The sequence below is a fragment of the Janthinobacterium sp. NFX145 genome (assembly GCF_049810325.1).
In the GTDB taxonomy this organism is placed as follows: domain Bacteria; phylum Pseudomonadota; class Gammaproteobacteria; order Burkholderiales; family Burkholderiaceae_D; genus Janthinobacterium; species Janthinobacterium rivuli.
Window position 1 is genome coordinate 5,520,064 of sequence record NZ_CP187360.1, and the last position, 13,926, is coordinate 5,533,989.

12 protein-coding genes and 1 pseudogene are annotated in these 13,926 nt (G+C 60.3%); 7 read left to right on the forward strand and 6 right to left on the reverse strand.

The genetic code is table 11. The features are described 5' to 3' along the window. Nucleotides 1-211: 211 nt before the first annotated feature. Nucleotides 212-1,076: pseudogene (locus tag ACPJXG_RS24710) on the forward strand (IS5 family transposase). A 4-nt stretch (nt 1,077-1,080) separates the two neighbouring features. Here ACPJXG_RS24710 and ACPJXG_RS24715 read toward each other — a convergent pair. Then, on the reverse strand, nt 1,081-1,380 hold the full coding sequence (locus tag ACPJXG_RS24715; RefSeq protein ID WP_152598842.1) for a hypothetical protein: 300 nt from the start codon (nt 1,378-1,380) through the stop codon (nt 1,081-1,083). A 61-nt stretch (nt 1,381-1,441) separates the two neighbouring features. Next, nucleotides 1,442-1,675, reverse strand: a complete 234-nt coding sequence (locus tag ACPJXG_RS24720; protein WP_152598841.1) for a bacteriocin — start codon at nt 1,673-1,675, stop codon at nt 1,442-1,444. Between the two features lie 540 nt (nt 1,676-2,215). On the opposite strand from ACPJXG_RS24720, the gene ACPJXG_RS24725 reads away from it, so the two are divergent. The 3 genes from ACPJXG_RS24725 (at nt 2,216) to ACPJXG_RS24735 (ending at nt 5,906) form a co-directional block, all read left to right on the forward strand. Further along, entirely contained in the window at nt 2,216-3,667 is a 1,452-nt protein-coding gene (locus ACPJXG_RS24725; RefSeq protein ID WP_425252607.1) for an alkaline phosphatase, read from the forward strand. Nucleotides 3,668-3,696: 29 nt separating this feature from the next. Next, a complete protein-coding gene (locus tag ACPJXG_RS24730) occupies nt 3,697-5,106 on the forward strand; it encodes an alkaline phosphatase (protein ID WP_416208792.1) in 1,410 nt (469 codons plus the stop codon). Between the two features lie 74 nt (nt 5,107-5,180). Further along, entirely contained in the window at nt 5,181-5,906 is a 726-nt protein-coding gene (locus tag ACPJXG_RS24735; protein ID WP_425252608.1) for a hypothetical protein, read from the forward strand. Between the two features lie 68 nt (nt 5,907-5,974). On the opposite strand, the gene ACPJXG_RS24740 is transcribed toward ACPJXG_RS24735, so the two are convergent. From ACPJXG_RS24740 to dprA, 3 genes are all read right to left on the reverse strand, one after another. Further along, a complete protein-coding gene (locus ACPJXG_RS24740; protein ID WP_099403340.1) occupies nt 5,975-8,638 on the reverse strand; it encodes a DNA topoisomerase III in 2,664 nt (887 codons plus the stop codon). 273 nt (nt 8,639-8,911) lie between these two features. Further along, nucleotides 8,912-9,376, reverse strand: a complete 465-nt coding sequence (locus ACPJXG_RS24745) for a DUF494 family protein (protein ID WP_034749287.1) — start codon at nt 9,374-9,376, stop codon at nt 8,912-8,914. Nucleotides 9,377-9,470: 94 nt separating this feature from the next. After that, nucleotides 9,471-10,574 (reverse strand): DNA-processing protein DprA, encoded by a 1,104-nt coding sequence (dprA, locus tag ACPJXG_RS24750; protein WP_425252609.1) that lies wholly within the window; start codon nt 10,572-10,574, stop codon nt 9,471-9,473. Between the two features lie 306 nt (nt 10,575-10,880). Here dprA and def point away from each other — a divergent pair, with 306 nt between their 5' ends. The 3 genes from def (at nt 10,881) to ACPJXG_RS24765 (ending at nt 13,394) form a co-directional block, all read left to right on the forward strand. Next, on the forward strand, nt 10,881-11,423 hold the full coding sequence (gene def / locus ACPJXG_RS24755; protein ID WP_099379962.1) for a peptide deformylase: 543 nt from the start codon (nt 10,881-10,883) through the stop codon (nt 11,421-11,423). A gap of 97 nt (nt 11,424-11,520) precedes the next feature. After that, on the forward strand, nt 11,521-12,477 hold the full coding sequence (gene fmt / locus ACPJXG_RS24760) for a methionyl-tRNA formyltransferase (RefSeq protein WP_425252610.1): 957 nt from the start codon (nt 11,521-11,523) through the stop codon (nt 12,475-12,477). 14 nt (nt 12,478-12,491) lie between these two features. Beyond that, on the forward strand, nt 12,492-13,394 hold the full coding sequence (locus tag ACPJXG_RS24765; RefSeq protein ID WP_425252611.1) for a LysR family transcriptional regulator: 903 nt from the start codon (nt 12,492-12,494) through the stop codon (nt 13,392-13,394). On the opposite strand, the gene ACPJXG_RS24770 is transcribed toward ACPJXG_RS24765, so the two are convergent. Further along, the gene (locus tag ACPJXG_RS24770; RefSeq protein WP_425252612.1) at nt 13,395-13,802 is read right to left on the reverse strand and encodes a tautomerase family protein; all 408 of its coding nucleotides are present in this window, start codon (nt 13,800-13,802) and stop codon (nt 13,395-13,397) included. Nucleotides 13,803-13,926: the final 124 nt, after the last annotated feature.

Below are 13,926 nucleotides of genomic sequence, written 5' to 3' on the forward strand. Positions count from 1 at the left end.
AATGAAAACTGCCGTGCCACTGCATGCCGCCATTACTCCGCCAGTTCGCCATGCCACATCAGCAGCACCTGCTCGTTGCACTCGACGGCGTCAGCAAGATTGTCCGGCGTGCGCGGCGTCTGATCAATTAATCAATGCGTACATGTGACGGTTTAAAAACTTCATAGTAACTTTCGGGTCAAAGCATCCTGATGTTTTGGAGCGATTGACGATGTGGACGCAAGAGAATCGAAGCCGGCATCAGCAGGTGAGGACGGCACTCAAACGTGGCTATCCCACGGATGTGAAAGATGAAGAGTGGCGCCTGATCGCGCCGCTGTTGCCAAAGCAAGCGAAGACGGGAAGGCCTCGCAAGACGGATTTGCGCGCAGTGATCAATGCGCTGCGTTACATGTTGCGATCCGGGTGCGAGTGGCGCATGCTGCCTAATGATTTCCCGCCGTATCAGACAGTTTATTACTGGTTTCGGCGGCTGATGCGACGCATGCTGTTTCGTACCATTCATGACTTGGCGCTGATGCGGGATCGCTTGTGCAATGAGCGGGAGGTGCTGCCAAGTGCTGGCATTATCGATAGCCAGAGCGTGAAGGCCCCCGGCGCGCGAACGAGGTTATGACGCCAACAAGAAACTCAGCGGGCGCAAACGTCATATTGCAGTCACACTGCAGTCACACAGATGGCCGCTTGCTGGCGATCAACTTGACGCCAGCCGACATTGCCGACTCCACTGGTGCACAGATGGTGCTTGATGGTTTGATCAAACGCTGGCCATGGGTAAATCATCTGTTTGGGGATGCAGCATACGATCGCAGACAGTTGATGGACAAGGCCGCGTTTCTCGACTTTACTGTCGAAGTCGTGCGCCGCCTGCAGGGGCAGCAAGGTTTCACTGTTCAGCCAACGCGCTGGGTGGTCGAGCGAACGTTCGCGTGGCTGATGCGTTACCGGCGCCTGGTGCACGACTACGAACAGCGCATTGACGTGTCGGAAACATGATTTACCTGGCCATGGGATGGTTGCTGCTGCATCCGCTAACTTTCCGTCAAGTTATTCAACCCGCTGTTAGAAAATTATAACTATCTAATTAAATGTAAGTGCAAATTTATATATGAATATCGCCAAAATAGAAAGGAATGCAGAGATCGATAAATTTATAAAAAAAATCTTGCCAAAAATTAATGCTTCATCATCCACTTTTTTATTTTTTGGCTTTATGTAATGTGGCAAGCTGCTAAGAATCACCATTACAAATATCAACATCGGAGATACCGTGACTGCTTTCCCAAATATAGCGGGAAGACTAGCAGATGAAAATACAATGATTAAAATGAATATAACGAATCCTGAAATGTTATGTTTTTTTAAATCATTGTCAATCATTTATTTCTCCTAAAATGAGCATGCCCTGCAGCATGCTCACCGTGCAACTTCGTTAATTATATTAGTTTGCTATACGATAAGCGATGTAACCAATTCCACCACCAATGACAGCACCACCAATCATACCTAACGCGCCCAAACCAAGTCCGGCCCGCATACCATAACCAGCACCACGTGCGATAGCATAACTGGCGCCAGCACCAGCCGCAGCACCATTAACAGCGCCTCCAGCAGTTGCATCGCCACGATCACCGCCAGACACCATCATTACTTCATCCATAGTCAATACTTGCATCTTTAATCCTTTTTTAACACCTTCACTTGAAGGAGTAATCCCATAAAATTAACGAAAATTTAAATCAGACTTAAACCATTAAAATATAATTACATCTGATGCACTGATCAATTTATTTAAAATGGTCGACCTACAAAGAATGATTTAAGCGCCCACTTTTGCATGAAGCATGAAAATCACTTACTTTCATGCCACTCTTCGGATGTTAAAACGGCATTACAAGAAAAAAGCACTTGCAGTTCTATCTTGCCTCACATCCCCTATATTGAAAATAAGACTAGTCCTAAATTTCTTCAAAATACTGTGTTGTTACGGAATATAGATATCGACTGCCCACCACCACCTCGCGGCCAGCCCTGCGCTCACAGGCGGGCAGCGGCGGCCTTACGCGGTACGATGTACTTTTCTATCGAGGACGTGCGCTAAAACAACACGACCGGGGGACGCGCACCGGCGTGGCCAAATGTGTCACAGCGTCATGATGGCGTCACATTGGATTGTTATCTTGCCAGCTCTTTCCAACCTAGCCGGATGAACCACATGACACGCAGAAAAATTTCCGTCGCTGGCTGCAGCGTCGCCATCACCCTGATGCTGGCCGCCTGCGGCAGCGATGCAAAAAAAGAAGAGGCAGTGGTCGAAGCACCACCGAAAAACGTCATCTTCTTCCTCGGCGATGGCATGGGCCTGACCACCATGACGGCCGCGCGCATCTATTCGGTGGGCGAAGAAGGTGCGCTGACCATGGATACCCTGCCGGAAACGGCCTTCGTGAAAACCTTCTCGAACGACGCGCAAGTGACGGACAGCGCGCCATCGATGGCCGCCTACATGACCGGTGTCAAGATGAACAATGAAGTCATCTCGATGTCGGCCAATACGGTCGCCATCGATCCGGGCACGGATACGAACGGCAACAAGCTGGTCAACAAATGCGGCACCGGCAACGGCACGCCCGCCACCACCCTGCTGGAACTGGCCAAGGCCAAGGGCTTTGCCGCCGGCGTCGTCAGCACGGCGCGCGTGACGCACGCCACGCCGGCCGCCACCTACTCGCACATCTGCCACCGCGACCTGGAAAACGATATCGCCGCGGCCCTGGTACCGGGAGGCACCGGCTACAACAGCGCGCTGGGCACCGCTGGCCTGGACGTGGTCCTCGGCGGCGGCGCGCAATTCTTCAAGCCGTTCAAGGATGGCGGCAAGCGTTCCGACGGGCGCGACCTGGTCGCCGAACTGAAGGCCAAAAGCTACACGGTCGCCAACAACGCCACCGACTTCAAGGCCGTCGATGCGGCCAAGACGGAGCGCCTGTTCGGCGTGTTCACGTCCAGCCACATGAGCTACGACCTGGACCGCGATGCGGCCAAGGAACCGAGCCTGGCGGAAATGACCACCAAGGCCATGGACGTATTGGCCAAGAACAAGAAGGGTTACTTCCTGATGGTCGAAGGCGGCCGCATCGACCATGCGCTGCACGAAACGACGGCCAAGAAAGCGCTGCAAGACACGGTTGCGTTCGACAACGCCATCAAGGCCGCCATCGAGAAAGCCAAGCTGACCGACCCGACCCTGGCCAATACCCTGATCGTCGTCACGGCCGACCATGACCACACCCTGGTACTGAACGGCTACGCCAAGCGCACGGGCAAGACGGCTGCCGGCAACCCTGGCGTGCTGGGCGTGGTGAAGAACTACGTCACTGGCGCGGTCGAAAAAGACCTGGACGGTGCACCGTATTCGATCATCGGCTTCGGCAATGGCGAAAACCGCACCCAATCGAGCCGCGCCGCCATGGCCAGCCTCGATGAAACCGTCACCAGCGCCAATAATTACCATCAGGAAGCGGTGATCCGCACGGCCATCGGCAATGAAACCCACGGCGGCACCGACGTCTTCCTGGGCGCCATCGGCAAGGGTTCGGAAACCTTCCTGGGCACCATCGACAACACCAAAGTATTCGGCCTGGTCAAGACGGCCGGCGGTCTGTAATCCCCAAGAGACAAGAATTGGACAAGCATATGAAACCAGCATTGAAATCCGCCTTGAAACTGTCGCTGCTGACCACGCTCGTGGCCGCCAGCGTTGCCAGCGCCTACGCCGCCGACGCCAAGAACGTCATCTTCTTCCTCGGCGACGGCATGGGCCCGTCCGTCGTGACGGCGTCGCGCATCTACCAATACGGCGAAAACGGCAGCCTGACGATGGACACGCTGGAGCGCACGGCGCGCATCAAGACGTTCTCGAACGATGCGCAAACGACGGACAGCGCGCCATCGATGGCCGCCTACATGACCGGCGTCAAGATGAACAATGAAGTCATCTCGATGGCGCAGGAGACGGTCGCCAAAGAGCCCGGCCGCGACGCCAACGGCAACCTGGGCGTGGACAACTGCCCGGCCGGCGGCAAGAGCGCGCCAACCATCCTGGAACTGGCGAAAGCCAAGGGCAAGGCCGTCGGCGCCATCACCACCACGGAACTGACGCATGCCACGCCGGCGACGACGTTCTCGCACATCTGCAACCGCAATGCGCAATACGCGATCGCCGCGCAAGCGACGCCAGGCGGCACGGGCTACAACACGGCGCTGGGCGACGGCGTCGACGTGCTGATGGGCGGCGGCCGCAACCACTTCACGCCTTGGTCGGCCAGCAACAAGTATGGCCGCGCCGATGGCCGCAACCTGTTGACGGAATTTGCCGCCAAGGGCTACACCGTGGCCGCGACGAAAGCGGAAATGGCGGCGGCACCTAGCGGGAAAAAATTCATCGGCCTGTACAGCACCCGCAGCCACTTGGAATATGAACTGGACCGCACGGCCACGCCACCGCTGGGCGAAGGCGCGACCCAGCCTAGCCTGTCGGAAATGACCCTCAAGGCCATCGACTTGCTGTCGAAAAACGCGAACGGCTATTTCCTGATGGTTGAAGGCGGCCGCATCGACCACGCCTTGCACGGCATCAACGCCAAGCGCGCGCTGACGGACACCATCGCCTTCGACGACGCCATCAAGGCCGCCATCGCCAAGATCAAGGAAACCGATCCGACCCTGGCCAATACCCTGATCGTCGTCACGGCCGACCATGACCACACCCTGGCCTTCAACGGCTATGGCAAGCGCGGCAACAATATCCTCGACATCAACCGCGGCTACAAGGATAACCAGCCGAGCAAGGATGCCGATGGCAATACCTACACCACCCTGGTGTTCGGCAATGGCCCGAACCGCCCTGCCCTGCGCAGCAACGTCGACAGCGCCACGGCCCTGAAAGACAACTACCTGCAAGAAACAGGCGTGCGTCTGGCCAGCGAAACCCACGGCGGCGGCGACGTCAAGCTGCTGGCCACGGGCGCCGGCGCAAAACCTTTCAAGGGCACCCTGGACAACACCAAGGTGTTTGACTTGCTGAAGGCGGCGTTCGGCTTCTGATCCACATCAACACGGCAACCCCACCGGGGCGGATGGCGCGAGCCCTCCGCCCCTCTGCACGTAAAGGCAACACCATGAAATCGTCCCTGATCGCCGTCCTCCTCGCCGCCGGCTTTGCCGCCAGCGCGCAAGCCGCCCCTGCCACGCCGTCCGCTCCTGCCGACCTGGACCTGGGCATCACCTATTACAGCCGCGTCCTGACGCCGGAAGGCGTGACGCGCGAGAGCCGCTACGAAGAAAAGATGCTGCGCCGCCCCGGCCACGTGTGGGTCGAGCGCGTACTGGCGCCGCCGACCGATGCGCATGCGGGCCACAACCACGGCGACAACAAAAAAGTGGCGCTGAAGGCCACGCAGCATGAACACAAGCACTTCAATCCCGTGCTGATCCCGCGCCACGTGATGCTGGAAAAGAATACCGTGCGCGTGGAATACATCGATGCGCATGACAAGATCGTCGTCGCCATCCCCAAGGCCGAGTACGAAAACGTCAATTTCGACGGCTCTTGGGAAAACAGTTTTTACCTGCTGGACCCGAAACTGGTGGCCGCCATGCCGCTGTCGAAACAGGCGTCGACCGTGACGGGGGCGCGCTGGCGCGAAGTGGAAAAGAATGGCGTGTTCCAGCGCATCCTGTGGGATGAGCAAAAGCAGATTCCCCTGGTCATCGAAAGCGGCGACCGCGCGAATACCTTCTATCGCCGGGTCGACGTCAAGCTGCAGCCGACCGTCAGCAAGGCGCAGCCGTGGGCGAATTTGCAGAACTACGCGCAGCGCGAGTATTCCGACTACCTGGACTAAGCGCCAACTAAAATCGGGACGTAAAAAAAGCCAGGGACATCCCTGGCTTTTGTCTGGCTGAGGCTAGATTACTCCGCCGCTGCCGCTTTCTTCGCCGGCGCCTTCTTGGCGGCCGGCTTTTTCACGGCCGCAGCTTTCTTCGCTGGCGCTTTCTTCACGGCAGCCTTTTTGACCGCCGTTTTCTTCGCTGGCGCCGCGCCTTCTTCGCCTTCGGCCTCGACGGCTGCCGCCTTCGTCTTCGCGCCCGGCTTGGCCTTGCGCTCTTCAAACTCGAAGCTCACCTTGCCATCCTTGCCGCGCACGAGGAAGGCCTTGAACGGACGACGGGTACGCTGGGATACGAACCCAGGCAACAGGTCCGTCTTGCCATCGTTAAGCAGTTTGGCCATTTGTTCCGGCAAGATTTCCTGCTGCAAGATGATGCGGCCGCTGCGGAAGTCGCACGTCTTCGGCTTGGCCACGCTGTGTTCGCACACATAGGCCAGGCCCATTTCGTACACGCCGGCATTGCACTTGGGGCAAGGTCCCACGGGCGTCTGGCCCGTGAAATCGACGCCTTCGCCATCTTCGCTCTCGTCGTTCTGGCCGAAATCGAATTCCAGCTTGAAGTTCTTGATCTCTTCATCGCGCACGATGCGCAGGATGGCGGCGAACGGACGGCCCATCTTCGAGCGGAAACCTTGCAGCGGGCCGATGGTGCGGTCCTTCAGCAACTGCTCCACTTCGGCGATTTCGAACTGGCGCGACCCCGGTGTCTTGCTCATCGAAAATTCGCACTTGGTGCAGGCGAAACGACGGTAGTTTTCCTTCACCACGCCGCTGCAATTCGGGCATGGCGTTTCCAGTGTCGCGTAGTCGCCGGGAATCGTGTCGTTGTCGTATTCCTTGGCGCGCTTGACGATGATTTGCGTCATCTGCGCGATTTCACGCATGAATTCTTCGCGCGAAATCTTGCCTTTTTCCATCTGCGACAGCTTGTATTCCCACTCGCCCGTCAGCTCCGGCGCCGTCAATTCATTGACGCCCAGGCCTTTCAACAAGGTCATCAGCTGCGACGCCTTTGCCGTCGGGATCAGTTCGCGGCCTTCGCGGATCAGATAGCGTTCCGTCAGCAAGCCCTCGATGGTGGCCGCGCGCGTCGCTGGCGTGCCGAGGCCCTTGCCAGCCATCGCATCGCGCAGCTCGTCGTCGTCGATCAGCTTGCCGGCGCCTTCCATGGCCGACAGCAACGTTGCCTCCGTGAAGCGCGCAGGCGGTTTCGTCACCAGGCCATTCGCGTTGACGCTTTCCGTCTGTACTTTCTCGCCCTTGGCCACTGGCACCAGATTGCCGTTGCCATTGCTTTCCTTGTCGGCGTCCGTCGACGCTTCCTTGCCGTAGATGGCCAGCCAGCCCGGATTGGTCATGACCTTGCCTTCAGTCTTGAACTGATGGCCGGACACTTCCGTGTAGCGCGTGGTGACCTGGAATTCCGCAGGCGGGAAGAACACGGCCATGAAGCGGCGCGTGACCAGGTCGTACAATTTTTGTTCCGGCTCGGACAAATTCTTTGGCGCGATCGTCGTCGGGATGATCGCGAAGTGATCCGAGATCTTCGTGTTGTCGAAGATGCGCTTGTTCGGCTTGACCCAGCCCTTGTCGATGATCTGCTTGGCGAACTGGTGGTAGTTGCTGTTTTCCTTGACCGTTTCCAGCGCCTGCAGCACGGTCGGCATATAGTCTTCCGGCAGGTGGCGCGAATCGGTACGCGGATACGTCAGCACCTTGTGCTTTTCATACAGCGCCTGGGCCAGGCCTAGGGTATTTTTAGCGGAGAAACCGAAACGCGAGTTCGCTTCGCGCTGCAGGCTGGTCAGGTCGAACAGGCCAGGCGCCATCGAGGTGGTCGGCTTCGATTCTTCCGTGACATTGCCTTGGCGGCCGCGGCAGGCGGTGGCGATCGAGTCGGCGGCCGTCTTGCTCCACAGGCGCTCGGCGCGCTTCTCGGGATCGTTCTCGTCCTTCTTGAACTTCGTGTCGAGCCAGCGGCCTTCATAGATGCCGGCCGCGCAAACGAATTCGGCGCGCACTTCCCAGAAGTCGCGCGGCACGAATTTTTTAATTTTATCTTCGCGTTCGACCACGATGGACAAGGTCGGCGTCTGCACGCGCCCCACGGTGGTCAGGTAAAAGCCGCCTTCTTTCGAATTAAACGCCGTCATGGCACGCGTGCCATTGATGCCGATCAACCAATCGGCTTCCGAGCGGCAGCGGGCCGCGTCCGCCAGCGGCAGCATTTCTTCGTCGCTGCGCAGGTGCGAGAAACCGTCGCGGATGGCGCCCGGCGTCATCGACTGCAGCCACAGGCGCTTGACCGGTTGCTTGGCTTTCGCGTTTTGCGCGATCAGGCGGAAAATCAGCTCGCCTTCGCGCCCCGCATCGCATGCGTTGATGAGGGTGGTAACGTCTTTACGTTTGATCAGCTTGTTTAATACTTTGAGACGCGCTTCCGTCTTGGCGATCGGGTTCAGCGCGAAATACGGTGGAATCATCGGCAAGTGCGCGAAACTCCATTTGCCGCGCTTCACGTCGAATTCTTCCGGTACGGCGATCTCCAGCAAGTGGCCGACCGCCGACGACAGGACGTATTCATCCGATTCAAAGTACTCATCGTGCTTGGTGAAGCCGCCAAGCGTCTTCGCGATATCGTTCGCGACAGAAGGCTTCTCGGCGATGATGAGGGTTTTTGTCATATTTTTTAGTCTCGAAAAATGCTCTAGGATAGTTTCAGCATGCGCATCATACAGTGCATTGCCAGGCGCCGACGCTTTTGTCTGCGCAAGGCCTTGTGACTTGTGGTCTTGTCAAGCGGCCAATGATAAGCGCCTATTGAAGAATTCGGCAAGTTATCTGCAAGCAAGAATGCGCAGGCGCAAACAGAATGGTCTGGCGTGCGCGGTGCCGCAGCATATAGTAAGGGAGATGGCGCGGCAGCGGCGCCAGGTGCGGCGGGGGGGGTGTAGAAACTAGTGCAGCAGGCGCGGGGGAAGATCTTCATCGTCGACAAACAAGTCGTCGAACATCAGGGCGTCCGGTTCCTTGCCCTGGCTCCACAGCAGCATCAGCACGATGACTTTCAGCTTGCCCAGCGACACGGGCGCCTCGTCGAGCGCCAGCGCCCGTTCGATGACGATTTCGCGCTGCAAGGGCGAGAGCACTTTGGCGCTTTCGAGGAACTGGATGAAGCCGATGGCGGCCGTGCCCAGCACGTCGCTTTCCTGCTGCACATAGAAGCGCGTGCCCGTGGAACTGGCCGTCAGGGTCTGTTCGACGCCGGCCATGGCGTTCAAGTCCGTCAGCCAGACGAGCGCCTCGGAAATCTCCACGTCGTCGAAACCGACGGCCGACAGTTTGCGCGCCAGGACCGCCGGCTCGGGGCAGGCATCGGGGCGATAGTAAGTCTCGTAGAGGTACACCAGGATATCGAACATGGCTCTACTCTAGCAGCTAAGTTCGCTAAGACACAAGGGTGTGCACAGACAAAGCGCGCCCGTGCGGCAAGGCCGCCACACAAGTGCCTAGCTGTCATTTGCAGCGTTGAAACAGTCCTCCCGGCAAGCGTTCCACCCGGCCCGCCAGCTCCAGCGCCAGCAATTCGCCCATCAGCGCGCCCATGGCCAGACCGCTGCGCGCGGCCAGGGTATCGGCATCGACGGGATCGTGGCCCAGCGCGGCCAGCAGCGGCGGTTCGTCTTCCACCGCTGCCGGCACGTGGGGAACGCCGCCCAGCCATTGCAGTTCCTGCAGCACATCGTCCGCCGACTCGACCAGCTTGGCGCCCTGCTTGATGAGTGCATGGCAACCCTTGGCCAACGTCGCATGGATGGAACCGGGCAAGGCATACACATCGCGCCCCTGCTCGCCGGCCAGGCGCGCCGTGATCAAGGAACCCGATTGCGCGGCCGCCTCGATCACCAGCACGCCGCGCGCCAGGCCGCTGATCAGGCGATTGCGGCGCGGAAAGTTACCTGGCATGGCCGGCAAACCCAGCGCATACTCGCTGACGATGCAGCCTTGTTCGGCGATTCTTTGCGCCAGATCAAGGTTACGTCGCGGATACACCAGATCGGCGCCCGTGCCGATCACGGCCACCGTGCCGCCCGCGCCGCGCAAGCCGCCCTCGTGCGCGTGCGTGTCGATGCCCAGCGCCAGCCCGGAAATGATGGCCAAGCCTGCCGCGCTGAGGGCTTGCGCGAAGGCGGCCGCATTCTGCATGCCTTGCGCGCTGGCATTGCGGCTGCCGATGATGGCCACGCCGGGACGCGACAGCAGTTCCGCCCGCCCCCGCACATATAACAAGAGCGGCGGATCGGCGATTTCCAGCAGCAACTGGGGATACGCGGCATCGGCCAAGGTCAGCACGGCGTTGCCGGGCCGCTGCAGCCATTGCAGGGTAAGTTCGAGCTGGCTGTTGGCCACCGACTTGGGCGGCTGCGCGATGGCGCGCGCCACGCTGGCCGGCACCACTTCGCGCAAGGCCTCGAATGATGCGGCGAAGATGGCCGGCGGCAAGCCGAAGCGGGCCAGCAAGGCGCGCGCCGCCACCGGACCCACGCCGGGCAGGTGCTGCAGGCGCAGCCAGCCCGCCAGTTCCGTGGCCGTGTCTGCCGTCGTTGCAATTGCATGCATGACAACCTCGCTGTGTACGGTGCCATCCCATGCTAGCGCCATGGCGCGCACGCGATACCGACGCGCGCAACAATGCGTGCAATGGCCGTGCAAAACGGCCCGCCGTCCACAGGGAAAGGGGCGTCTGTGATAAAATTTCCCTTTGCAGCAAACGAATAGCGCACTGGCAAACGCATCTGCCGCGCCGTTGCGCCACACGCGCCCAACCGTAGCGTACTCAAAAATAAAATAGCCCTGCCATCGTTCGCATGGCCCAGGCATGAATAATCCGGCGCACCGGCGCCCACCTTAACCAGTCGAATCCGTATGTCCATATTAAATATCCTGCGTTACCCCGATCCGCGCCTGCACACGATCGCCAAGCCCGTCACCGAATTTGACGCGCGCCTGCAAACCCTGATCGACGACATGGCCGAAACCATGTACGACGCCCCGGGCGTCGGTCTGGCCGCGTCGCAAGTGGACGAACACATCCAGATGATGGTGATCGACACCACCGAAGAGAAAAACCAGCTGCAAGTGTTCGTCAACCCGGAAATCACCTGGGCCAGCGAAGAAAAGCAGGTCTACGACGAAGGCTGTCTGTCCGTGCCTGGCGTCTACGACGGCGTCGAGCGCCCGGCCCGCATCAAGGTGCGCGCCCAGGACCGCCACGGCAAGCAGTTCGAACTGGAAGCCGATGGCTTGCTGGCCGTCTGCATCCAGCATGAGATGGATCACTTGCTGGGCAAGGTATTCGTCGAATACCTGTCGCCGCTCAAGCGCAACCGCATCAAGACCAAGATGATCAAGGAAATCCGTGGTCTCGAGCGCGAAGCCAGCCTGCGTGCACAGAACCGCCGCTTCTAAGCTACTGCTGATAGACTAAGCAGCAACAGTAATCGTCTTACCACGCCAGCCTGGCGCCCTCGGGCGCGGGCCTGCGCACCTCACGTCAAGGAACCATATGAAAGTGATCTTCGCAGGCACGCCTGAATTCGCCGCCACGGCCCTGAAAGACTTGCACGAAGCGGGATTCGAGATTCCGCTGGTGCTGACCCAGCCCGACCGCCCTGCCGGACGCGGCATGCAATTGCACGCCTCGGCCGTCAAGCAGTACGCACAGCAGCACGGCATCGAGGTGCTGCAGCCCTTGTCCCTGCGCATGGACAGCAAGGACCCGCAGCGCGCCGCCGAAGCGAAGGCGGCCCACGAGCGCCTGCTGGCCACCGATTACGACGTGATGGTGGTGGCCGCCTACGGCTTGATCTTGCCGCGCAGCACGCTCGACATCAAACCCTGCATCAATATCCACGGTTCCTTGTTGCCGCGCTGGCGCGGCGCCGCACCGATTCACCGCGCCATCGAAGCGGGTGACGATGAAACGGGCGTGACCATCATGCAGATGGAAGAAGGCCTCGATACGGGACCCATGCTGGCCATCGAGCGCACGCCCATCGAAGCGGGCGACTCCACCGCCAGCCTGCACGACAAGCTGGCCACCCTGGGCGGCAAGATGATCGTCGAAACCCTGCGCAAGATGCAGCAGCAACCGCTCGAAGCCGTGCCGCAGCCGGAAGCGGGCGTCACGTACGCGGCGAAAATCGCCAAGGAAGAAGCGGCGCTCGATTTCAGCTTGCCGGCGCTGGAACTGGGCCTGAAAATCCGCGCCTTCAATCCGTTTCCCGGCGCCTGCGGCCAGGTCGATGGCGTCACCATCAAGATCTGGGCCGCCGAGGTAATCGAAGCGGACAGCAAGGAAGCGCCCGGCCAGGTGCTGGCGGCCGACGCCCAGCACGGCATCGTCGTCGCTTGCGGCAATGGCTCCCTGCGCCTGACGGAACTGCAAAAGCCGGGCGGCAAGCGTTTGCCCGCGGCCGAGTTCATCAAGGGCTTCCCCCTCGAAGGCAGGCGCTTCGTTTAAACCGGCACGCGCCCATGGACCAGCTGACCGCCCTGCGCGCCCTGCGCCGCGTCGTGGAACTGGGCAGCTTCACGGCCGCGGGTGCCGCGCTGGGCATCTCCCACTCCATCGTCTCGCGCCAGATCCGCCAGCTGGAAAGCCAGCTGGGCGCACAGTTGCTCAACCGCACCACGCGCCGCTTTGCCCTGACGGCCGCCGGCCAGGAATACTATCTGGCCAGCCGCGACATCCTCGACGCCCTCGATGCGGCCGACCGCGCCGTCGCCATGCACCAGGCGCAGCCGTCCGGCAGCCTGCGCATCAATGCGCCGATGGCTTTCGGCACTCTGGAACTGGCCGCCTGGCTGCCCGATTTTTCCCGCCTATACCCGCACATCCACATCGACCTCGTCTGCAATGACCGCATCGTCGACCTGATCGACGATGGCTTCGACGTGGCACTGCGCCTGGCGCGCGGCTTGCCCGATTCCACCCTGGTGGCGCGCCAGCTGGCCAGCAGCCGCACGGTGGCTGTCGCCGCGCCGGCCTACCTGGCGCGCCATGGCCATCCGGCTACGCCGCAAGACCTGGTCCAGCACAATTGCCTGATGTACACCTCCGGCGACAAGCCGGCGGAGTGGTCGTTCACGGATGGCGACGGCACCGCCCACAAGGTGGCCGTGCGCGGCAGCCTGCAAGCCAATACCAGCGTCGCCCTGCGCGAAGCGGCCTTGGGCGGCATGGGGATTGCCGGCGCGGCCGCCTTCATCGTGCGCGACGCGCTGCGCAGCGGCCAGCTGGTGGAAGTGCTACCCGGCTACACCTTGCGTCCACGCACCCTGTACGCGCTGTATCCGCACAGCCGCCAGTTGTCGCCGAAGGTCAGAGCCTTCATCGATTTTGCCGTGCAACACTATCAAGATCGCCGCTGGGACTGATCAGGTCTGCTGCAGCGCCTTGCGCACGGCGCGGAACTGCTGCGTCAAGCCGCCATAACCCCAGGCCGCCTGGCGCGCGTCGTGCACGTGGATGTAGCTGACGTCATGCAAGGCGCCGAGATACTCCCGCATGGCGGCGAACACGGCGGCGATATACGCGGCCTTTTCCGCGGCCGTATTCGTTTCATCGCTGATCAGGATATCGAGGAAAAAACTGGCCTTGCCTTGCGCTTGCAAGGATGGCCCGCCGACAAACCAGTGCGCCGCGTCAAGATGGCTGATCGCCACCGACGTCAGTTCGGGCGCCTTGTGCAGCAGCTGCGCCGTCAATTGGCTCAGGGTGGCGGCGATGGCGGCCGACTGGCGCGCATCGGGCGCGGTGGACAAACGCAGGTTCAGGATGGGCATGGGATGCTCCGCAAGTGGGTGAAGTCCCATTCTAGGCAGGCGGGATGAGAAATGGCAGCCTGCGCCCGGCACAGGATTTGTGCAGTTTGCGCACGAATGCTGCGCACATAAAAAAAGGGCTTGC